The following is a 19,771-nucleotide window of genomic DNA, read 5'->3' on the forward strand; positions in this document are numbered from 1 at the left end:
CATGGATGGCTGGCGGCGGGGCGGAGCACTCCCCCCGCCAGCCGGATCCTGCGGCGCGCGCCTGCACTCGTAAACCCGCGCAATCAAGCTGGTGGCAGTTCCGGCGATCTGTTCGCGGCTATAGCCGCTCCTACAAGAGCCAGAGTTGTTCGCGGGCGGGGGGGGCCAGGAGTCGCCATTCGCCTTCCGGGAGGTCCGCCAGCGACAGACCGCCCACCTGGCTCCGATGCAAGGCCGCCACATGGTTGCCCACCGCCGCGAACATCCGCCGCACCTGGTGGTAGCGGCCCTCGTGCAGGGTCAGTCGCGCGCGGGTGGGCGACAGGACCTCGAGTTCCGCCGGCAGCAGCGGCGTGTCGTCGGACTCGAGCATCAGCGTGCCGCTGGCGAATGCCGCCACTTCGTCGCCGCGCAGCGGCTGCGCCAGCGTCGCCTCGTACACCTTCGCGAGCTTCGACTTCGGCGAGATGATCCGGTGCAGCAGCTGGCCATCGTCGGTCATCAGCAGCAGGCCGCTGGTTTCGCGGTCCAGGCGCCCGACCGTCGACAACGTCGGCTGCCGCAGCGCGAAGCGCTCCGGCAGCAGGTCGTAGACCAGGCGACCGCGGTCCTTCTTCGAACAGGTGTAGCCGACCGGCTTGTGCAGCATCAGCAGAAGGCCCGGCGGCGGGTCCAGCGGCTCGCCGTCCACGCGCACGTCGGCCCGGTCGGGCTGGTCGTCCGCGTACAGCACCTCGCCCGCGGCATCGGTCACCCGGCCTTCGCGGAACATCAGCGCCACCTGCTTGCGGCTGCCATGGCCCAGGTTGGCCAGCGTCTTGACCAGCTTCATCGCCGCATCCGCGCCTCGCGCGCATCCCAGGTGCCACGCGGCTCACGTGGCTCACGCGCGGGCCGCGGCGGGCGGGCGCCCGTGGACTTCACCGCCTCCACCACCTTGAACCCGCCCTCCTGCGCTACCAGGCGCACGTCGCCGAAGCCGGCGCCCAGCGCCTCTTCATAGGGCAGGTGCCGGTTGGCGACCAGCCACAGCCTGCCACCGGGGCGCAGCGCCTGGGCGGCTGCAGCAATGAAAGCGCGGCCGACGTCGGGACGCTCGCGGCCGTCGGGTACGTGGAACGGCGGATTGCTGACCAGCACGTCGTAGCCCGTCGCAATGCCCGCGGTCACGTCCTGCCAGTGGAAACCCAGCGCCACGCGCGGCGCATGGCCGGCGAGGTTGTGCCGCGCCAGGGCCAGCGCGCGGGCGTCGGCTTCGAACGCGTCCAGGGCGGTGATGCCGGGGCAGCGCTCGAGCAATTCGGCCGACAGGTAGCCGTAGCCGGCGCCGAGGTCGGCGGCACGGCCAGCAAGGTCGGCTGGAAGGTTCCGGGCGAGTAGCGCAGACGCCGGGTCGACGCGATCCCAGGCGAAAACGCCCGGCCGGCTCAGGAAACGGCCACCTTCGATCAGTCGCGGCGCGTCGAGCCCGCGCCACTGCGCCGCCAGCGCCGGTTCCGAACCGGCCTGCCCGGCGCGCGCCCAGAACACGCGGCACTTGTGCTTGCTGCGCGTGCTGACCGGACCGGCGATGCGTGCGAAATCGGCCTCGGCGGACTTCGCGCCGGCATCGTTGGCCACGCTTGCGACCACGTACGCGCCCGGCGCCGCGCGCGCCAGGGCCTCGGCGAATGCAGCACGCGCTTCGTCGCGCTGGCGCGGCGGAAGCAGCAACACCAACGGCCGTTCGCCCAAGTCGGCGCCGATATCCGCCGCGGCGGCGGCGTCGGAGGAGCTCTCCGCGAGTCCATCGGTCACCGTGAAACCGGCCCGCAGCAGGGCCTCGGCATCCGGCTTGAATACGCTCTCGCACGCTAGCCCCGGCCAGTCCTGCGGCTGCAGCGCAGCGCCAGCACGGGCACGCAGGAACAGCGCACCCGCCTCGCGGGCCAGCGTGCCGTCGGCGAAGGGAAGGAGCAGTGCGTCGAGGGCGGCATCGCCGTGGGTGGTCATTGAGGGTTGGGGACTCGATTCGAAGATGCACGGAATTGTAGTGCGCCGCCCGCCCGTGCACGGTCCGCAAACGCTTGCTTCATCCGGCGCGAATGCCGGGTTTGCCAGCATCGGCCCATCCCGGACCACAAGGAACCACGCATGCGCGCACTCTTCGTCGGCGGCCCCATCGACAACAGCGAGCTGGATATCGATGCCGAAACCCCGCCCACGCACTATCCCCCGGATACCGGCAGCGGGCAGCCGCGCTACCGCCTGCGCCAGATCGGCCGCAAGGACGGAACGATCGCCTACGCCGTGTATGGCGCGCCTGACAGCCCCGACGACGACGTGGCCGCGGTGGCCGAGGAGCGCAGCTATGCGCGGCGCTTCGAGGCCGAGGCCGAGGCCGTCACCGGCTGATCAGGGCCCGCCACGACGCGCCGGACCGGCGCGTGGCGGGCTGCAACATCAGCCCTGCAGTTCGCGCAGGGTCACCGCCGGTGGCGCGTCGAGCACGCGCCGCGTCGCCCAGAGCCCGGCCGCCAGCGCCGCGAGCATGCCGGCCAGGCCGCCGAGCACCGCCATCGCGATGTCCGGCTCCCAAGGCAGGTCGAACACCTGCGTGGCCACCACGCCGGCCAGCACCGAGGCCGCGACCGAGGCCACCAGGCCCGAGAGCAGGCCGATGGCCGCGAACTCCGAAGCCTGCGCCAGCCGCAGCTGGCGGCGGCTGGCGCCGAGCACGCGCATGACCCCGCCTTCCAGCAGGCGCTCGTCCTGGCTGGCGCTGATCGCCGCCAGCAGCACCAGCAGGCCGGCGGCGAGCGCGAACCAGAACACCACTTCGACCACGGTCGAGACCTGGTCGGCGGTATTTCGCACCTGCTCGAGCAGTGCGTCGATGTCGATCACCGAGACGTTCGGGTAGCGCTGCACCAGCGCGCGCGTGAAGGCGGTATCGCCCTGCGGCACGCTGACCGCGGTGATCCAGCTGGCCGGATAGGCGTCCAGCGCGCCTGGGGAGAACAGCACGAAGAAGTTCGGCCGGAAGCTCTCCCACTCGACCTCGCGCAGGCTGGTGATCCGGCCCTCGATGCGGCGGCCGGCGATGTCGAAGGCCACGCGATCGCCCAGCGCCCAGCCCAGCGACTCGGCGAAGCCGGTCTCGACCGACAGCTCCGTGCCCTTGCCACCACCCGGTCCCCAGAACGCGCCCGCGGTAACCCAGTTGTCGTCACGCAGCGCGGTGGCGGTGGACAGGTTGAATTCGCGGTCGGCGCGGCGCTGCGCCCGGCGGGAGTCCTCATCGCCACCCTCTCCAGCGCTGAAGTCGCTGCCGCTGACCGCCGCGCCGTTGTGCGTGGCCAGGCGCCCGCGGACCATCGGGTACAGCACCGGTTCGGCCAGGCCCTGCCCCGCGGCGATCGTGGCCACGCCATCCAGCTGGTCCTGCTGCACGTTGACGATGAAGCGATTGGGCGCTTCCTCGGCCAGCGCCAGCTGCCAGCGCCCGACCAGGTCCGTGCGCACGAAGGTCAGCAGCAGCAGGGCCATCAGGCCGAGGCCGAGCGCGGACACCTGGGCGATGCTGGTGCCGGCGCGGCGGCTGACGTTGGCCAGGCCATAGCGCGCGGCACCGCGCAGGCGCGTGCGCAGCCGGCGCACGGCCAGGATCATCAGCCAGGCCAACAGCGCCAGCACGCCCAGGGTGGCGGCGATGCCGGCCAGCATCGCGATCGCGAGCGTCGCCGACCCCGCCTGCCACCACAGCAGCGCGCCAATCCCGGCGACACCGGCGGCCAGCACGACCAGCGCCGCCGGCTCGGTGGGATCCAGGTCGCGGCGCAGCACGCTCAGCGCCGGCACCCGGCGCAGGGCCAGCACCGGCGGCACCGCGAACGCCAGCAGCACCACCATGCCCACGCCATAGCCGCCAAGCGCCGGCAGCACGCCCGCCGGCGGGATATCGATGCCGAGCATGCCGGCCAGCCAGCCGCCGATCAGCCACTGCAGCCCCCAGGCAATGGCCACGCCCGCGGTACAGGCCATCAGCCCGAGCAGCAGCAGCTCGCCGATGTGGATGCCGGCCAGCGTCGCCTGGCTGGCGCCGAGGCAGCGCATGACCGCCGCACCCTGCAGGTGGCGCGCGCTGTGACGGCGCGCGGCCATGGCCACCGCCACCGCGGCCAGGACCACCGACACCAGCGCGGCCAGCCCGAGGAAGCGCCCTGCACGATCAAGCGCCGAGCGCACTTCGGGGCGCGCGTCGGCGGCCGTTTCCAGCCGCTGTCCGCGCGCGAGGTTGGCGCGCGCAACGGCGGTGAAGCGCTCAACCGCGCCCGCGTCGCCCGCAACCACCAGCCGGTAGCGGATCCGGCTGCCCTCCTGCACCAGGCCGGTGGCGGCAAGGTCATCGGGATGGATGAAGACCTTCGGCGCAACGTTGAAATAGTCGAGCGCGGCATCGGGCTCCTGCAGCACCAGGGCCTCCAGCCGCAGTTCCAGGGTGCCGATGCCGACGCGGTCGCCGATGTTGGCGCCCAGGGTCTCGGCGCCGCCGCGGCTCATCCACAGCGTGCCCGGTGCAGGCACGCCACCGGCCACGCGCTCGACGCCGTCGGCAGCGGCGATGCGGTATTCGCCGCGCAGCGGAAAGCCCTCGCCGATCGCGCGCAGCTCGCCGAGCTTCAGCTGCGCTTCCGCGCCCCGGCCGACACGCACCATGGTGTCGAGTTCGACCGTATCCGCGTGCAGCAAACCCGCGGCCCGCGACGCTTCGCGTGCCGGCCCTTCGATCGGCGCGTCTCCGCGCAGCACGGCGTCGCCACCGAGCAGGCGGTTGGCCTCGATGGCCAGCGCGCGCGCGGCGCGATCGGTGACGAAGCCGACCGCGGTCACCGCCACCACCGCGAGCACCAGCGCCGCGAGCAGGATGCGTACGTCGCCCGAGGCCAGGTCGCGCCGCAGCTGGCGCCAGGCAAGCCGCGCGACCTTCATGCCGCCGGGCCGCTGTCGGCCACCAGGCGCCCGCCTTCGATGCGCAGCGTGCGCCCGCAGCGAGCGGCGAGGTGTTCGTCGTGCGTCACCAGCACAAGCGTGGTGCCGGCATCCTGGTTGAGCGCGAACAGCAGTTCGATGATGGCCTGGCCGGTGGTGGTGTCGAGGTTGCCGGTGGGTTCGTCGGCGAACAGCAGCGAGGGCCCGGTGACGAAGGCGCGCGCCACCGCCACGCGCTGCTGCTCACCACCCGACAGCTGCCGGGGGTAGTGAGCGAGGCGTTCACCCAGGCCGACGCGACCCAGGATAGTGCGTGCCGGCGATTCCGCATCGGCGTCACCGCGCAGCTCCAGCGGCAGCATCACGTTCTCGAGCGCCGTCAGCGAAGGCAGCAGCTGGAAGTTCTGGAACACGAAGCCGACCTTGTCGCCGCGCACCTTTGCGCGGCCATCCTCGTCGAGCGTGGACAGCGCCGCGCCATCGACCGTCACCGTGCCCGAGCTTGGCGCATCCAGGCCCGCAAGCAGCGACAGCAGCGTGCTCTTGCCCGAGCCCGAAGGCCCGACCACCGCCACGCTTTCACCCTGCGCGATGCTGAAGCCGACGCCGTCCAGGATGACCAGTTCGCCACCGGGCAGCTGCACGCGCTTGCCCAGGGACTGCGCGACGAGGGCGGGCGCGGGAGTGCGGGCAGTATCGGTCGATGCCTGTTCGGCCATGGAAGCTTCCTGGTGCGGGGGACGCCAAGGATATCGGCCCTGCGCGCGCGGCAGGCTTGCCGTCGCCTGCGGGCGTCGCCCGGTGCTCTCGCAAGAGCTCAGCGCCGGGCCGCGAACAACGGGTAGGGATCAATCGGCGTGCCCTTCCACCACTGTCTTTCCGGGCCCAGCACGAAAATGGCGAAATGCAGGTGCGGCGCGGCGGGATCGGCATTGCCGCTGCTGCCGACATAGCCGATGACCTGGCCCTGGCGGACCTGCTGCTGCTCCGCCAGCCCGGGCGCGTAGCGCTCCAGGTGCGCGTAGTAGTAGGCATGGCGGGCGTCGGGGTCGAACTGGTAGATGGTCAACCCGCCCAGTCGGCTGTCGAACAGCTTCTCGACGTGGCCGTCGGCCACCGCCAGCACCGGCGTGCCCGCGGGCGCCATGATGTCCAGCGCCTCGTGGACGCGGCCTTCGCTGCGGGCATCTTCGAACGTCGGCGAGAGCTGCGAAGGCTCCACGCCCCGGACCGGCAGCATCAGGCCCGAGGGCGGTTGGCCGACGACGTCGGCGCCTCCACTGCGGTCCGGCGGAAGTCCCGGGCGGGGCTCGATGCGCGTATCCGCCGGTTTGCCTGTTGCCGCTGTGGTTGTGGTCCCGGCGGTGGGCCCTGGTGTCGCTGGCGCGGGAACGCCTGCAGCCGGCTGCGTCGACGGATCGATCGCAGGCGGCGCCGGCGCGATCCGCAGGATGCGCGCACGCTCCGCGGGCGGCACCGTCGCCACGTGCAGGGCGGCGGCCAGCAGCAGGCCGGCAAAGATCCAGGCCAGGTACTTCATGCGCTATTCCTGCAGCACCGCGGGCATGCCGGGCCCGACCGCGGCCGCAAGCGCGAGCACGTTCCAGTTGGTCAGCCGGATGCAGCCGTGGGAGTCGGTCTTGCCGACGTGTGCCGGGGCCGGCGTGCCGTGGATGCCGTAGTGCTCCTTGGACAGGTCCACCCAGGCCACGCCAACCGGATTGTTGGGCCCGGGTGCGAGCGTGGCCTTGGCGTGCGCAGGATCCGCGTCCCAGAACAGTTCGGGGTTGTAATGGAAGGTCGGATCGCGCGCGACGCCCTTGATCGTCCACTCGCCGATCGGCAGCGGATCGTGTTCGCTGCCCGTCGATGCAGGGTACTGGGCGACGACTCCGCCATCGGCGGACAGCAGCCGCACCACGGAGTCGGACTTGTCGACCACCACCTTCGCGACCGCCGGCAGCGGTGCGCCGCCGTCGACCGCGGGCACCACGATGCGCGTGCCCACGACGGCGAGGTCCTTGTCCGGGTTCAGCCGCTGCAACAGGCCCGGACTGGCATGGAACATCTCGCCCAGCGCCTCCGCCGCGCTTTCAAAGCCGAGCACCTCCAGCCGGGACTGTTCCATCATGTCGGCAGGCAGCGGCTTGAACGGACCCGCCATATCGGCGGCCGTGATCACATGCTCGACCAGGACCGGCGCCGCATCCATGTCCAGCGCCTTCCACGTTGGCTCGTCCAGCTCGCCGCTGGCCTCCAGTCCGCGACTGCGCTGGAATGCGCTGATCGCACGCTGCGTGTTGCCGCCACCGTGGCCGTCGATCTCGCCCGGCGAAAAATGCGCGCGATCCAGCAGCACCTGCGCACGCAGCATCGCGTCATCTCCACTGGCCGCGGCGGCATCGTTCGCGGGATGCGTGGCAGGCACCGTGGCGGCAGCCTCTTGCGACGGCGGCGCGTCCTGGCGCGCGTACGCCGTCGGCAGCGCCGTCCCGATCATGCAGAGCATCAGGGCAAGTGGCTTGGCAGGCGTCATTCGGCAATCCTCCGGCAGATGATGCGGCGATGCTGCGCGAGCCGCGGACCATGCAACGTGAAAGGCCCGCGGCGGGGGCACGCCGGCGTTCAGGCCCGGCTTCCGGCGCCGGACACCTGCAAGCCGGTGCATGCGACGTCGAGGGCTGCACGGCGGGACACTCGGGCATCATGTGTTCCTGTCGCGAAGCCACGGCGCGAAACGGAGAACGCGGATGCTGCGAGGAACCCTCCCCCCCGGGCGACGCCTGCCGGTGCGCGCCCTGTCCATGCTGCTGCCGGCCCTGGCCGCCTTTGCCTTCATTGCCGCGCCGCCCGCGTCCGCCCGGCAGGCCGACGGCAGTGACGACAGCCGGCGCACGGTCCTGGTGATGGGCGACTCGCTGTCGGCCGGCTACGGCCTGGCCGCCGATGAAGGCTGGGTTTCGCTGCTCGCCGGGCGCATCGCGCATGAATACCCCGGCTGCCGCATCGCCAACGCCAGCATCAGCGGCGAGACCAGCGCCGGCGGCTCGGCGCGGGTGGTCGGCGAGGTCCTGCATCATCATCCCGCGGTGGTGGTGATCGCACTCGGTGCCAACGACGCTCTCCGCGGCCTGCCGCTGGCCGAGCTGCATCGCAACCTGGCGCGCATGATCGGTGCGTCGCAGCACGTCGGCGCCGAGGTGCTGCTGGTCGGCATGCGCATGCCGCCCAACCTCGGCCCCGAGTACGCGCGGGGCTTCGAGCAGGTCTACGAACGACTGGCGGGTTTCTTCGACATCCCGCTGCTGCCCTTCCTGCTTGAGCCCGTCGCCCATGACCGCACCAGCTTCCAGGACGACAACCTGCATCCCACCGCCGCCGCGCAGCCGGCGATCGCCACGCACGCATGGGACGCGCTCGCCCCGCTTCTGAACACTGCTTGTCCGCCGGCCGCACATTGATTGCAGCCCGTCGGCGCCGGTAGCAGACTGGAATTCCTCGCCGCAAGGAGCGCCGCCATGATTCGCGCCCGACGCATTCCAGGTTTCATCGCCGCCACCTTCCTCGTGGCCACCCTGTCGCTGGCAGGCACGGCCGCGGCCATAAACGTGACCGATCCCGACTATCCGCGCAGCCTGGAGCAGGAGGGCCCGGTGGCCGTGTCATGGTCGGATCCGGCCGAATTCAGCGAACTGCGCTTCAGCCGCAACAGGTTCGAAGCCAGGCACGGCGACTGGGTCCGCACCATCGCAAAGCACCTTGCGCGGCGCGCTACCGCGGCACTCGCGCCCGGCGAGCGCCTTGAAGTCGAGATCACCGACATCAAGCGCGCCGGCGAATTCGAACCCGCCGCCGGGCGCAGCGATCATGTGCGCATCGTCCGCGACATCTACCCGCCGCGAATCGACCTGGCCTACACGCGCTTCGACGCCGCCGGCAAGGTTGTGGACAGCGGAGAGCGCGAGCTCACCGACCTCGGGTTCCTGCAGCGGGCCGGGGGCACGGTGGCGATGGGCGACGCGCTGCGCCACGAGAAGCGCCTGGTCGACGACTGGATCCGTCGCGACCTCTCCAGCAGAGGCGACTGACGGCCCGATGGCGGTCTATGTCGACGACGCCGTGACATTCTGGCGCGGCCGCCGCTGGGCGCACCTGATGGCCGACACGCTGGATGAGCTGCATGCGTTTGCCACCGCACTGGGCATGCCGAGGCATGCCTTCCAGGACAAGACCAGTGGTGCCCATTACGACGTCACCGCCGAGTTGCGCGAGCGCGCGATCGTGCTCGGCGCGGTGCCCATCTCCCGGCATCGCGACCGTGCGCAGATGCGCGCGGTCATCGCCAATGCCCGCCGCCAGGGGCGCCGCAACGCCGTGGGGGGCGATAATGGACGCGATGATCCCCCGCAGGAGCCGCGCATGACCGCTTTCAACCTCTCCCCGCCGGACGATGCCAGCCGCCGCATGCTCAGCGACGCCCTCGACGACGAGGCCCGCCGCGTGCTGCTCGCGCACGGGACCGAGGCCCCGTTCTGCGGCGCCTTCCTCGACAACAGGCGCGAGGGCACCTATACCTGCGGCTTCTGCGGCCTGCCGCTGTTCCGCGCCAGCGCGAAGTTCGACTCCGGCACCGGTTGGCCCAGTTTCACCACGCCCGTGGAGCCCGCGCACATCCGCTACGTGCGCGACAGCAGCCACGGCATGGTGCGGGTCGAAGAAGTCTGCGCGCGCTGCGGCAGCCACCTCGGCCACGTCTTCCCCGATGGCCCGCCGCCCACCGGCGAGCGCCACTGCCTGAACTCCGTATCCCTGGGCTTCACTGCCGACGGCGACCCGCTTCCGGACCTGCTGGGCCGCGGTGCGCCCGAGGGGCGCCCGGCCGCCTGAGCGGCGTCCACGGCCGCGCCCGGGTATCCTCTTGCGCCGCGCGCCCTCCGGCACGCATCGCGCTCCAGCACGGAATCAACGATGACCCAGACCACCCCGCCCGACCGCCTCAGCAACGACCCACGCAGTCCCCACTACGACGAGGAGGCCATGCAGCGCGGCATCGGCATCCGCTTCAACGGCGACGAGCGCACCAACGTCGAGGAATACTGCATCAGCGAGGGCTGGATCCGGGTCGCCGTGGGTCGCGCGCTGGACCGTCGCGGCAATCCGATGACGATGAAGATCAACGGCAGCGTCGAACCCTATTTCCGCGACGCTGCCGACGCAGGCGACTCCGCCTGACCGAGGCGCAACGGGGCGCCCGGAGGCGCCCCGTCATCGTCGCTGGGGTTTGCCACGCGATGCCACCGCGCAGCCTCAGTCGCGAGCCTTGCCAACCACCCGCCCCGTGTCGGGATCCAGGGTGAGGTCCACGCTCTTGCCGTTGGCGTCGTCGGCTTCGGCGGTCCACATGCCATTGTCGAACTCGACGTCATGCACCTTGGCGTACCCGGCAGCCGAAAGCTTCGCGCGCACGTCGGCTTCGCTCAAGCCCGCGACCTTGTCTTCGGGATAGACGGTGCCGTTGGCCGGATCGATGCGCAGCTCCACGCGCTGGCCATCGGCGCTGCGCGCATCGGCCTTCCAGACGCCGTCTTCGAACTCGACGTCGTTGATCTTCGTATAGCCCTGGGCTTCGAGCGTTGCCTGGACCTGGGGAGCGGTCATGGCATCCGCGGACGTGCGCGCGTCCTGGGCGACGGCAGTGCCGGCGACGCAAAGTGCGAGCGAAAGACCGATGGCCAGGCTGTTTGCGTGTTTCATGGGGCACCTCTTTATCGTGGGGTCGGGACAGTGTTTGCGACCCGGTGCGAAATCCGGATGAACCCGGTTGCATTCATCCACGGTTGCGCCGCTCACGTCACGTCGATGCACGCCACTGGAACATCGCCAGCTCACACCACAGCGGAGCATCGAACATGAACACGCGCATCCAGCACTCCGGTCTCATCGCGGCCGCTCTCGCCCTGCTCGTTGCCGGTGGCAGCGCCGTCGCCAATGACAACGACCCGCAGACCGAGCGCGCCAAGGGTGATTCGGACCAGCCTGTCGACGACACCTGGATCACTACCAAGGTCAAGACCAGCCTGCTCGCGGACGAAGATGTCGCCGGGTTGCAGGTCGACGTCGAGACGGTCAACGGCGTGGTCACCCTGAGCGGCGATGTCGACAGCCAAGCGCAGATCGACGAGGCCCTTCGCATCGCGTCCGGGATCGACGGCGTGACCGATGTCGATACCACGGGCCTGAGGGTCGACCCGGCCGAATAAGTCCGGGAACCGCGGTACCCGACGGACACCGGCCACGCGCCGGTGTCTTTTTTTTGGCTCCGGGAGCGGTGCCTTCCTCCCCCCAACCGCGAAAAAGGTCCGGGCCCGCCGTGGATGCAGGGGGGGATGCCCAGAGCCGGCCATGGATGGCCGGCGGCCGGATCTGGGAGCAGGACGCGAATAATCCGGCTGGGCACCCCCCCCTGCGTCCACGGCGGGCAGCGCGAACCCTCCCGGAGCAATCCACCGGAAGCCCCCTCAATCGGAAGAAAAACCTTTTCTCCCTGAATGGCTTGCGCGCAGGCAAATGTTATCCGCGTCTGCGCGCAGCCTCCACGCCACCACAACCGGCCGCGCGCCACAGTCGACGTTCCCCCAGACGGCAGGAAATGCACAGATGAACAATCGAGACTCTTCCCCCGACGCAAACCGCGACCCGATCAGTGGCGCCCCGGGCTCGCATCCCGTCGGCGTCGCCGCAGGCGGTACGGCCGGCGCACTTGCCGGTGCCGCGGTCGGCAGCCTCTTCGGTCCCATCGGCACCCTGGTCGGAGGCGGCATCGGTGCCGTGGGCGGTGCCGCTGGCGGCAAGTCGCTGGCCGAGCGCGTCGACCCGACGGCTGAAGTCGAATACTGGCGACAGGATGCCGGCAGCCGCGAGTATTACCAGGGCGAACGCGACTTCGACCGCGACTACGCGCCCGCCTACCGCATGGGCACCGAATACCGCAACGAGTCCGGCCAGCGCGAGTGGAACGAGGCCGAGCCGCAGCTCCAGCAGCGCTGGAACGAGGCCCGCGGCGACTCGAGCCTGGACTGGGACACGGCGCGTCCCGCGGTGCAAGACGCCTACGCCCGCACCGACCGCACCTACAGCGCATATGAGGACACCGACCAGCACTACTCGAAGCAGTACGACAAGACCGACTACTACAGCGACGGCTTCGGTTTTGACGACTATCGCTCGGCCTACCGCTACGGCACCCAGGCACGCACCTCGCGTCCGCAGGCGTCGTGGTCCCCGCAGACCGAGTCCGAACTCGAGCGCGGCTGGGAGCAGGCCAAGGGCGAGTCGCGCCTTGGCTGGCAGGACGCCAAGGCTGCGGTGAAGGACGCCTGGCACCGCGTCGAGAATCGCCTGCCCGGCGATGCGGACCGCGACGGCCGCTGATCCACCGGCAGCAACAGTGTGACCACGGGGCCCCCGCTTGCGGGGGCCTCTGCGTTGCAACGGTGCATCCCCGTGCGCGACCGAAGGACCTCTTCGCAGGCCCTAAAATGTGAGGCTCGAACCATTCCCGGAGCCCCCGTCGTGACCGAACGTATCCAGCACCCCCTATTCCGCGACCGCGTGGTGTCCGCTGACGAGGCCGCGGCGGTGATCAAGCCGGGAGTGACGGTGGCGATGAGCGGCTTCACCGGCGCGGGCTATCCCAAGGCGGTGCCGCAGGCCCTGGCGGCGCGCATGGAGCGCGCCAACGCCGCGGGCGAGCGCTTTCGCATCAAGGTGTTGACCGGGGCCTCCACCGCACCCGAGCTTGATGGCGCACTGGCCAAGGTCGAGGGCATGGAACTGCGCCTGCCCTACCAGTCCGACCCCGCCGTGCGCGACCGCATCAACGCCGGCACCCTGGATTACATCGACATCCACCTCAGCCACGTCGCCCAGCACACCTGGTTCGGCTTCTTCGGCGACATCGACGTGGCCGTGGTGGAAGTGTCCGGGATCCGCGAAGACGGCAGCCTCATTCCCTCGTCGTCGGTCGGCAACAACAAAACCTGGCTCGAACAGGCCGACAAGGTCATCCTCGAGGTGAACAGCTGGCAGCCAGCCGCACTCGATGGCATGCATGACGTGTATCACGGCACCGCCTTGCCGCCGCACCGCAAGCCGATCCTGCTCGAACATCCGGATGACCGCATCGGCGAACCCTATCTGCGCGTGGATCCTGCGAAGGTCGTGGCCGTGGTCGAAACCCATGCTCCCGACCGGAACTCGCCCTTCAATCCGCCTGATGCAGCGTCGGAGCAGATCGCCGGACACCTGATCGAATTCCTGCGCCACGAAGTCAGCCGCGGCCGCCTGACGGAACAACTGCTTCCGCTGCAGTCGGGCGTGGGCAACATTGCCAACGCCGTGCTCGCCGGCCTCGGCAGCAGCGGCTTCCGCGGACTGGCCGCCTATACCGAGGTGATCCAGGACGGCATGCTGGGCCTGCTCAAGGACGGCACGTTGCGCATGGCGTCGGCGACCTCGTTCTCGCTCAGCCCGGCGGGCATCGAGGAATTCACCGCCAACGTGGATTTCTACAGCAAGCGCATCCTGCTGCGGCCGCAGGAGATCTCCAACCATCCCGAAATCATCCGTCGCCTGGGCTGCATCGCCATGAACGGCATGATCGAGGCCGACATCTACGGCAACGTCAATTCGACCCATATCGCCGGCAGCCGGATCATGAACGGCATCGGCGGTTCGGGCGACTTCGCGCGCAACGGCTACCTGTCGGTGTTCATGTCACCCAGCACCGCCAAGGGCGGCAAGGTCTCCGGAATCGTGCCGATGGCCAGCCACGTCGACCACACCGAGCACGACACCATGGTGCTGGTGACCGAACAGGGCCTGGCCGACCTGCGCGGACTCTCGCCCACGCAGCGTGCGAAGCAGATCATCGCGCACTGTGCACACCCGGATTTCCGGCCGATGCTGCAGGACTATTTCGACCGCGCCTGCCGCGACGGCTACGGCAAGCACACGCCGCACCTGCTGGGCGAGGCCCTGTCATGGCACCAGCGGCTGATCGAGACCGGCGACATGCGGCCCGCCGCCGGGGACTGAAGGCGGACAGGAGCAAAAGCATTTTTGCCACGGATCAACGCGGATTACGCGGATCCGGCCGGGGCGCTTTTGCCACAGCGTCGCGAGGGCGGAGCAAATGATCGCGGGAAGTAATTCAAAGCTTCTGCTTTAAAAGCTTCTGCTTTATCCGCGTAAATCCGTGGCAAAAAGCTCTTCCGGCGGTAGGCAGCCCCCCCGCCGGAAGTCCGTGGACTCAGGCGTGCAGCGGGTTCGGGCGCTCCGTGTCGATCTTGTAGAGCTTCAGCGCGCGCGCCGCGTCCTTGGCGGTCATCGTGCCGTCCTTCGCCAACGCGGCGATCGCGGCGTGGGCGATGTGGCAGCGGTCGACCTCGAAGTGGCGGCGCAGGTTGGCACGGGTGTCCGAACGACCGAAGCCATCGGTACCCAGCACCGTGTAATGCATCGGCACGAAGGCGCGGACCTGGTCGGCGAAGGCGCGGACGTAATCGGTGGCGGCGATCGCCGGGCCCTGGCGGCCCTCAAGCAGCCCGGTGATGTAGGCCTTGCGCGGCTTCTTCGCTTCCGGGTTGTGGCGGTTCCAGCGCTCGACGTCGAAGCCGTCGCGGCTGAGCTCGGTGAAGCTGGGGCAGGACCAGATGTCGGCGGTGACGCCGAAGTCCTTGTCCAGCAGCTCCGCCGCGGCGATCGCCTCGCGCAGGATCGTGCCCGAGCCCATCAGCTGCACGCGCAGCTCGCCCTTCTTCGGCTTGCCGGCGTCCTTGAGCAGGTACATGCCGCGGATCACGCCCTCGGCCGCGCCCTCGGGCAGCGCCGGGTGGGCGTAGTTCTCGTTCATCAGCGTCAGGTACCAGTACTCGTCCTGCTGCTCGTCGAGCATGCGGCGCATGCCCTCCTGCAGGATCACCGCCACTTCGCCGGCGAAGGTGGGGTCGTAGGCGCGGCAGTTGGGGATGGCGCCGGCCAACAGGTGGCTGTGGCCGTCTTCGTGCTGCAGGCCTTCGCCGTTGAGCGTGGTGCGCCCGGCGGTGGCACCGAGCAGGAAGCCGCGCGCGCGCATGTCCGCCGCCTGCCAGGCGGCATCGCCGATGCGCTGGAAGCCGAACATCGAGTAGTAGATGTAGAACGGCAGCATCGGCAGGTCGTTGGTGCTGTAGCTGGTCGCCGCCGCCATCCATGAGGCGAACGCACCGGCCTCTGAGATGCCTTCCTGCAGCACCTGGCCGGTGGCGTCCTCGCGGTAGTACATCAGCTGGTCGCGGTCGACCGGCTTGTACTTCTGGCCGTCCGGCGCGTAGATGCCGATCTGGCGGAACAGGCCTTCCATGCCGAAGGTGCGCGCCTCGTCGCAGACGATCGGCACCACGCGCGGGCCCACCTTCTTGTCGCGCAGCGTGATGCCGAGCGACTGCACGAACGCCATCGTGGTGCTGATCTCGCGCTCGCCGGTGTCCTTGAGCAGGCGTTCGTACACCTCCAGCTTCGGCGCGACGAGCGTCTCCGTGCTCTTGCGGCGCCGCTGCGGCAGGTAGCCGCCGAGCGCGGCGCGGCGCTCCTTCATGTACTCGATTTCCCCGGACTTCTCGCCGGGGTGGAAGAACGGCACCGCGCCGTCCTTCAGCTGCTCGTCGTCGAGCTGGATCTTGAAGCGGTCGCGGAACGCGCGCACGGCCTCGTCATCGAGCTTCTTGGTCTGGTGGGTCGGGTTCAGCGCCTCGCCGGCCGAGCCCATGCCGTAGCCCTTGACCGTCTTGGCCAGGATCACCGTGGGCTGGCCCTTGGTCTCGACCGCGCTCCGGTACGCCGCGTACACCTTGTGGGGGTCGTGGCCGCCGCGGTTGAGGCGCCAGATGTCGTCGTCGGACAGGTTGGCGACCATCGCCGCGGTCTCGGGATACTTGCCGAAGAAGTTGTCGCGCGTGTACTTGCCGCCGAAGGCCTTGCAGTTCTGGTACTCGCCGTCGACGGTTTCCATCATCAGCTTGCGCAGGATGCCGTCCTTGTCGCGGGCCAGGAGCGGATCCCAGTAGCTGCCCCAGATGGTCTTGAGTACGTTCCAGCCGGCACCGCGGAAGTTGCCTTCCAGCTCCTGGATGATCTTGCCGTTGCCGCGCACCGGGCCGTCCAGGCGCTGCAGGTTGCAGTTGATGACGAAGACCAGGTTGTCCAGCCCTTCGCGGCCGGCGATCGAGATCGCACCCAGGCTCTCCGGCTCGTCGGTCTCGCCGTCGCCGAGGAAGCACCAGACCTTGCGGTCGGACTTCGGCATCAGGCCGCGGGCCTCGAGGTACTTCCAGTTGCGCGCCTGGTAGATCGCGGCGATCGGGCCCAGGCCCATCGACACGGTGGGCGTCTGCCAGTAGTCGGGCATCAGCCAGGGGTGCGGATAGGAAGAAATGCCGCGGCCGTCGACCTCCATCCGCAGGTTGTCTATCTGCGACTCGCTGATGCGGCCTTCCAGGAAGGAGCGCGCATAGATGCCCGGCGACGAGTGGCCCTGGATATAGAGCAGGTCGCCGGGATGGTCTTCCGAAGGCGCGCGCCAGAAGTGGTTGAAGCCGACGTCGTACAACGTGGCGCTGGAGGCGAAGCTGGCGATGTGGCCGCCGAGGTCGCCGGGCTTGCGGTTGGCGCGCACCACCATCGCCATCGCGTTCCAGCGGATGATCGAGCGGATGCGCCATTCCATGGTCTGGTCGCCGGGGATCTTCGGCTCCAGGTGCGGCGGGATGGTATTGATGTACTCGGTGGTCGGCGCAAACGGCAGGTGGGCTCCGGCGCGGCGGGTCAGCTCGACCATGCCTTCCAGCAGCTGGTGGGCGCGCCCGGTACCTTCGGCGTCGATGACCGCCTTCAGGGACTCCAGCCACTCGCGGGACTCGGTCGGATCCGGGTCGTTCTCGAGGACGTCGTTCAGCCAGCTGTTCATGCTCTGCTCCGCAACGGCGCACCGGCCGTGTCTGTCGTGGGTCTTGGGACCCCCGATTCTACCAGCGCCGCCGCCGGGGCCGGCCAGCGCGTTTGCCTGATGGCACTTGCTTGGACCATGATCCTGCGGTTGGCCGGCGCCGCTGCGCGCCGGGTGCACCGAACCACCCAAGGGGAACCCGTCGCCGATGCAGTCCGCCGCCCAGCCACTGGTCGCCACCCGCTGGCGCATTCCGCTGCTGGTGCTGGCCGTGCTCGTGATCGTGGTCGCGCCGTTCCTGCTGCTGCGCATGGCCGAGGAGCGCAACCGCGACGCCGAGACGATGGTGGCGCACACGCTCGAGGCCGAAGCCGCCCTGCACGCGCTCAGCGCCGCGGTGCGCGACATCGAGGCGGTCACCCTCGGGCGTGCGCTTGGCGCCGACGCGCCGGTCCTCGAAGAGCGCCTGGAGTACAGCCGCAACGTGGTCGAGCCGACGCTTGCGGGCATCGAGCAGCTCACCCGCGACTCGGCCGACCAGCAGGTGCGCATCGGCCAGCTCCGGCAGAGCGTCAGCCAGCGCCTGGACCAGATCGATCGCCTGGTCACGGCCGATGGCCGGATCGACCGTAGCGAGCTGCAGCGGCTGGCGGAGCAGTTTCCAGTGCAGGCGCCGATCACGGAGATGGTGGGCGCCGAGCGGATCCTGCTCGCCGAGCGGACCGCGATCTCCGACCGCGCGCGCATCCAGGCTTCGTGGCTCTCGGGAGCCACCCTGTTCGCGCAGATCCTGCTGCTGATGGGCCTGGCCACGCTGGCCGCCCGCGACTCCGACCGGCGCGGCCACGCGGAAGTCGCCTCGCAGCGCGCCAACCTGCGTGCCGCGGCCGTGCTCGACACCGTGCGCGAGCCGATCGTGCTGCTGGACGAGACGCTGCGCATCGTGATGCACAACGCCGCCTTCAGCGAACTCTTCGGACTTGAGGAGGATGCCCGCGGGCGCCTGCTGTCCGAGGTCGGCTCCGGCGCCTGGAACGACGAGGAAACGCTGCGCCGGCTGCGCGACGTCTGCGGCCGTGATCGCGAACTCTGGGATTACGAGCTCACCCTACGCACCGCCGACTCCATGCAGCGCGTGATGCTGATCAATGCGCGGCTGATGGAGCTTCCCGACAGCGACGACACCGTCGCCCTGGTGACCGCCAGCGACATCAGCCTGCAGAAGGCCAGCGAAGAGCACATCCGCGACCTGAACCGCCAGTTGGAGGGCAAGGTCGAGCAGGTCTCCGACGTCAACCGCGAGCTCGAGGCCTTCAGCTATTCGGTCTCGCACGACCTGCGCGCGCCGCTGCGCCACATCGCCGGCTTCGCCGACAAGCTGCGCCGCCACCTCGGCGAGGATATCGACGACAAGGGCGCGCACTACATCAGCGTGATCGGCGGCTCGGCCAAGCGCATGTCCGAACTGATCGACGACCTGCTGGTCTACTCGCGCCTGGGCCGCAGCGCCCTGCGCCTGCAGGCGGTGGACATGCAGTCGCTGGTCGAGGAGACCCGGGCGATGCTCGACAGCAACGTCGCGGCCGAGGCGCCGGAGCACCACGTGCAGTGGCACGTCGGGCCGATGCCGGTGCTGGTGGCCGACGAGAACATGCTGCGCCAGCTCTGGGGCAACCTGATGGGCAACGCGGTGAAGTACAGCATGCAGAGCGAGCCGGCCAGCGTCACCGTCGAGCACGCCACGGGCGCGGACGGCGAGCATGTGTTCACCGTGCGCGACAACGGCGCCGGCTTCGACATGACCTACGCCGGCAAGCTCTTCGGCGTGTTCCAGCGCCTGCATGCCCCCAGCGAATTCACCGGCACCGGCATCGGCCTGGCCAGCGCAAAGCGCGTGGTCACGCGTCACAATGGCCGCATCTGGGCGGAAGCAGAGCCCGGCAAGGGTGCCGCCTTCCACTTCACTCTCCCAGCCAACCTCGACCTGAGCCAACGGAACCAGACCGCATGACCGCCATCCGCACGATCCTCCTCGCCGAGGACAGCCCGCACGACGCCGAGATGGCCATCGACGCCCTTCGCGACGCCCATCTCGCCAACCCCATCGTCCACGTCGAAGACGGCGTCGAAGCGCTCGATTACCTGCTCCGCCGCGGCAAGTTCGCCGACCGCCCCGAGGGCGACCCGGCCGTGCTGCTGCTCGACATCAAGATGCCGCGCATGGACGGCCTGGAGGTCCTGACCGAGCTGCGCAGGCACGAGAGCCTCAAGCGCATGCCGGTGGTGATCCTGTCGTCCTCGCGCGAAGAGAACGACCTCGCGCGCAGTTGGGACCTCGGCGTCAACGCCTACGTGGTGAAGCCGGTCGACGTCGACCAGTTCTTCGAGGCCGTGCGCACGCTGGGCAAGTTCTGGGCGGTGCTCAACGAGTCCCCGGGCGAAGGCTGACGTCGCGATGATCCGCGTGCTGATCGTGGACGATTCGCGCGACGACGCCGAGCTGACCGAATTCGCGCTGCGCGAGGCCGGGGTCGGGATCGAATGCCGCAGCATCCACCGTGAAAGCGCGCTCGCCGCGGCCCTGGACGGCTTCGTCCCCGACCTGGTGCTATGCGACCTCAACCTCCCGGGCTGGTCCTGCAGGGAGGCGCTGGACGCGGTGCGTCGCCACGCCCCGGCCGCCTGTTGCGTGATCCTGACCGGCGCAGAGCCGCCGGACGGGGCCGACGCCCTGCCCGAAGCCCACGCGGTGGTGCTGAAGGACGACCCCGCGCACCTGGTCGAACTGCTGCGCAGGCTCGACCGGGCCGGCTAGGC

General features: G+C 69.8%; 19 protein-coding genes and 1 pseudogene. 12 read left to right on the forward strand and 8 right to left on the reverse strand.

Annotated elements, in window-relative coordinates; genetic code table 11:
* Positions 1-130: 130 nt before the first annotated feature.
* Positions 131-832, reverse strand: coding sequence for a pseudouridine synthase (locus ACW7GZ_RS03585; protein ID WP_457007868.1), 702 nt, complete (start codon positions 830-832; stop codon positions 131-133).
* Positions 829-1,992 carry a class I SAM-dependent methyltransferase gene (locus ACW7GZ_RS03590; protein ID WP_457007870.1) on the reverse strand — a complete coding sequence of 388 codons (1,164 nt, stop codon included), beginning with the start codon at positions 1,990-1,992 and terminating at the stop codon, positions 829-831. The genes ACW7GZ_RS03585 and ACW7GZ_RS03590 overlap by 4 nt, the downstream gene beginning before the upstream one ends.
* 141 nt (positions 1,993-2,133) lie before the next feature.
* On the opposite strand from ACW7GZ_RS03590, the gene ACW7GZ_RS03595 reads away from it, so the two are divergent.
* Entirely contained in the window at positions 2,134-2,394 is a 261-nt protein-coding gene (locus tag ACW7GZ_RS03595) for a hypothetical protein (protein ID WP_457000863.1), read from the forward strand.
* Positions 2,395-2,442: 48 nt separating this feature from the next.
* Here ACW7GZ_RS03595 and ACW7GZ_RS03600 read toward each other — a convergent pair whose 3' ends face one another.
* The 4 genes from ACW7GZ_RS03600 to ACW7GZ_RS03615 form a co-directional block, all read right to left on the reverse strand.
* On the reverse strand, positions 2,443-4,971 hold the full coding sequence (locus ACW7GZ_RS03600) for an ABC transporter permease (protein ID WP_457007872.1): 2,529 nt from the start codon (positions 4,969-4,971) through the stop codon (positions 2,443-2,445).
* Positions 4,968-5,690, reverse strand: coding sequence for an ABC transporter ATP-binding protein (locus ACW7GZ_RS03605; RefSeq protein WP_457007874.1), 723 nt, complete (start codon positions 5,688-5,690; stop codon positions 4,968-4,970). Before ACW7GZ_RS03605 ends, ACW7GZ_RS03600 begins: the two co-directional genes overlap by 4 nt.
* 98 nt (positions 5,691-5,788) lie before the next feature.
* On the reverse strand, positions 5,789-6,511 hold the full coding sequence (locus ACW7GZ_RS03610; RefSeq protein WP_457007876.1) for a M23 family metallopeptidase: 723 nt from the start codon (positions 6,509-6,511) through the stop codon (positions 5,789-5,791).
* Between the two features lie 3 nt (positions 6,512-6,514).
* The gene (locus ACW7GZ_RS03615) at positions 6,515-7,507 is read right to left on the reverse strand and encodes a L,D-transpeptidase family protein (protein ID WP_457000855.1); all 993 of its coding nucleotides are present in this window, start codon (positions 7,505-7,507) and stop codon (positions 6,515-6,517) included.
* Positions 7,508-7,721: 214 nt separating this feature from the next.
* Between ACW7GZ_RS03615 and ACW7GZ_RS03620 the strand changes: the two genes are divergently transcribed.
* The 5 genes and pseudogenes from ACW7GZ_RS03620 to ACW7GZ_RS03640 all read left to right on the forward strand — a co-directional run bounded on the left by ACW7GZ_RS03620 (position 7,722) and on the right by ACW7GZ_RS03640 (position 10,203).
* Positions 7,722-8,432: an arylesterase gene (locus ACW7GZ_RS03620; protein ID WP_457007878.1), complete on the forward strand. Its 711-nt coding sequence runs from the start codon at positions 7,722-7,724 to the stop codon at positions 8,430-8,432.
* A gap of 57 nt (positions 8,433-8,489) precedes the next feature.
* Entirely contained in the window at positions 8,490-9,059 is a 570-nt protein-coding gene (locus tag ACW7GZ_RS03625; RefSeq protein WP_457007880.1) for a DUF3016 domain-containing protein, read from the forward strand.
* A gap of 7 nt (positions 9,060-9,066) precedes the next feature.
* A pseudogene (locus ACW7GZ_RS03630) lies at positions 9,067-9,336 on the forward strand (DUF4031 domain-containing protein); the annotation flags it as partial.
* Between the two features lie 54 nt (positions 9,337-9,390).
* Entirely contained in the window at positions 9,391-9,858 is a 468-nt protein-coding gene (msrB, locus tag ACW7GZ_RS03635) for a peptide-methionine (R)-S-oxide reductase MsrB (protein ID WP_457002786.1), read from the forward strand.
* 81 nt (positions 9,859-9,939) lie between these two features.
* Complete coding sequence (locus ACW7GZ_RS03640; RefSeq protein WP_343256181.1) at positions 9,940-10,203, forward strand: DUF3297 family protein; 264 nt, start codon at positions 9,940-9,942, stop codon at positions 10,201-10,203.
* Positions 10,204-10,278: 75 nt separating this feature from the next.
* Here ACW7GZ_RS03640 and ACW7GZ_RS03645 read toward each other — a convergent pair whose 3' ends face one another.
* Positions 10,279-10,725: a PepSY domain-containing protein gene (locus tag ACW7GZ_RS03645; protein WP_457000849.1), complete on the reverse strand. Its 447-nt coding sequence runs from the start codon at positions 10,723-10,725 to the stop codon at positions 10,279-10,281.
* Between the two features lie 155 nt (positions 10,726-10,880).
* Here ACW7GZ_RS03645 and ACW7GZ_RS03650 point away from each other — a divergent pair, with 155 nt between their 5' ends.
* The 3 genes from ACW7GZ_RS03650 (at position 10,881) to ACW7GZ_RS03660 (ending at position 14,067) form a co-directional block, all read left to right on the forward strand.
* Positions 10,881-11,231 (forward strand): BON domain-containing protein, encoded by a 351-nt coding sequence (locus ACW7GZ_RS03650; RefSeq protein WP_457000847.1) that lies wholly within the window; start codon positions 10,881-10,883, stop codon positions 11,229-11,231.
* A 397-nt stretch (positions 11,232-11,628) separates the two neighbouring features.
* On the forward strand, positions 11,629-12,402 hold the full coding sequence (locus ACW7GZ_RS03655) for a hypothetical protein (protein WP_457000845.1): 774 nt from the start codon (positions 11,629-11,631) through the stop codon (positions 12,400-12,402).
* A 141-nt stretch (positions 12,403-12,543) separates the two neighbouring features.
* On the forward strand, positions 12,544-14,067 hold the full coding sequence (locus ACW7GZ_RS03660) for an acetyl-CoA hydrolase/transferase family protein (protein ID WP_457000843.1): 1,524 nt from the start codon (positions 12,544-12,546) through the stop codon (positions 14,065-14,067).
* Between the two features lie 214 nt (positions 14,068-14,281).
* Here ACW7GZ_RS03660 and aceE read toward each other — a convergent pair whose 3' ends face one another.
* Positions 14,282-16,975 (reverse strand): pyruvate dehydrogenase (acetyl-transferring), homodimeric type, encoded by a 2,694-nt coding sequence (gene aceE / locus ACW7GZ_RS03665; RefSeq protein WP_457000842.1) that lies wholly within the window; start codon positions 16,973-16,975, stop codon positions 14,282-14,284.
* Between the two features lie 187 nt (positions 16,976-17,162).
* On the opposite strand from aceE, the gene ACW7GZ_RS03670 reads away from it, so the two are divergent.
* Genes ACW7GZ_RS03670 through ACW7GZ_RS03680 form a run of 3 tightly spaced genes read left to right on the forward strand, consistent with a single transcriptional unit; the run spans position 17,163 to position 19,769 of the window.
* On the forward strand, positions 17,163-18,965 hold the full coding sequence (locus ACW7GZ_RS03670; RefSeq protein ID WP_457000840.1) for a sensor histidine kinase: 1,803 nt from the start codon (positions 17,163-17,165) through the stop codon (positions 18,963-18,965).
* On the forward strand, positions 18,962-19,402 hold the full coding sequence (locus ACW7GZ_RS03675) for a response regulator (protein ID WP_457000838.1): 441 nt from the start codon (positions 18,962-18,964) through the stop codon (positions 19,400-19,402). The genes ACW7GZ_RS03670 and ACW7GZ_RS03675 overlap by 4 nt, the downstream gene beginning before the upstream one ends.
* Before the next feature lie 7 nt (positions 19,403-19,409).
* Positions 19,410-19,769, forward strand: a complete 360-nt coding sequence (locus tag ACW7GZ_RS03680; RefSeq protein ID WP_457000836.1) for a response regulator — start codon at positions 19,410-19,412, stop codon at positions 19,767-19,769.
* Positions 19,770-19,771 lie beyond the last annotated feature (2 nt).

Source organism: Luteimonas sp. A537, from assembly GCF_054052065.1.

Bases quoted from the DNA above. Each gene is read 5' to 3' on its own strand.
- ACW7GZ_RS03585 (WP_457007868.1), bottom strand. From the start codon at position 832: ATGAAGCTGGTCAAGACGCTGGCCAACCTGGGCCATGGCAGCCGCAAG.
- ACW7GZ_RS03590 (WP_457007870.1), bottom strand. From the start codon at position 1,992: ATGACCACCCACGGCGATGCCGCCCTCGACGCACTGCTCCTTCCCTTC.
- ACW7GZ_RS03595 (WP_457000863.1), top strand. From the start codon at position 2,134: ATGCGCGCACTCTTCGTCGGCGGCCCCATCGACAACAGCGAGCTGGAT.
- ACW7GZ_RS03600 (WP_457007872.1), bottom strand. From the start codon at position 4,971: ATGAAGGTCGCGCGGCTTGCCTGGCGCCAGCTGCGGCGCGACCTGGCC.
- ACW7GZ_RS03605 (WP_457007874.1), bottom strand. From the start codon at position 5,690: ATGGCCGAACAGGCATCGACCGATACTGCCCGCACTCCCGCGCCCGCC.
- ACW7GZ_RS03610 (WP_457007876.1), bottom strand. From the start codon at position 6,511: ATGAAGTACCTGGCCTGGATCTTTGCCGGCCTGCTGCTGGCCGCCGCC.
- ACW7GZ_RS03615 (WP_457000855.1), bottom strand. From the start codon at position 7,507: ATGACGCCTGCCAAGCCACTTGCCCTGATGCTCTGCATGATCGGGACG.
- ACW7GZ_RS03620 (WP_457007878.1), top strand. From the start codon at position 7,722: ATGCTGCGAGGAACCCTCCCCCCCGGGCGACGCCTGCCGGTGCGCGCC.
- ACW7GZ_RS03625 (WP_457007880.1), top strand. From the start codon at position 8,490: ATGATTCGCGCCCGACGCATTCCAGGTTTCATCGCCGCCACCTTCCTC.
- msrB (WP_457002786.1), top strand. From the start codon at position 9,391: ATGACCGCTTTCAACCTCTCCCCGCCGGACGATGCCAGCCGCCGCATG.
- ACW7GZ_RS03640 (WP_343256181.1), top strand. From the start codon at position 9,940: ATGACCCAGACCACCCCGCCCGACCGCCTCAGCAACGACCCACGCAGT.
- ACW7GZ_RS03645 (WP_457000849.1), bottom strand. From the start codon at position 10,725: ATGAAACACGCAAACAGCCTGGCCATCGGTCTTTCGCTCGCACTTTGC.
- ACW7GZ_RS03650 (WP_457000847.1), top strand. From the start codon at position 10,881: ATGAACACGCGCATCCAGCACTCCGGTCTCATCGCGGCCGCTCTCGCC.
- ACW7GZ_RS03655 (WP_457000845.1), top strand. From the start codon at position 11,629: ATGAACAATCGAGACTCTTCCCCCGACGCAAACCGCGACCCGATCAGT.
- aceE (WP_457000842.1), bottom strand. From the start codon at position 16,975: ATGAACAGCTGGCTGAACGACGTCCTCGAGAACGACCCGGATCCGACC.
- ACW7GZ_RS03670 (WP_457000840.1), top strand. From the start codon at position 17,163: ATGCAGTCCGCCGCCCAGCCACTGGTCGCCACCCGCTGGCGCATTCCG.
- ACW7GZ_RS03675 (WP_457000838.1), top strand. From the start codon at position 18,962: ATGACCGCCATCCGCACGATCCTCCTCGCCGAGGACAGCCCGCACGAC.
- ACW7GZ_RS03680 (WP_457000836.1), top strand. From the start codon at position 19,410: ATGATCCGCGTGCTGATCGTGGACGATTCGCGCGACGACGCCGAGCTG.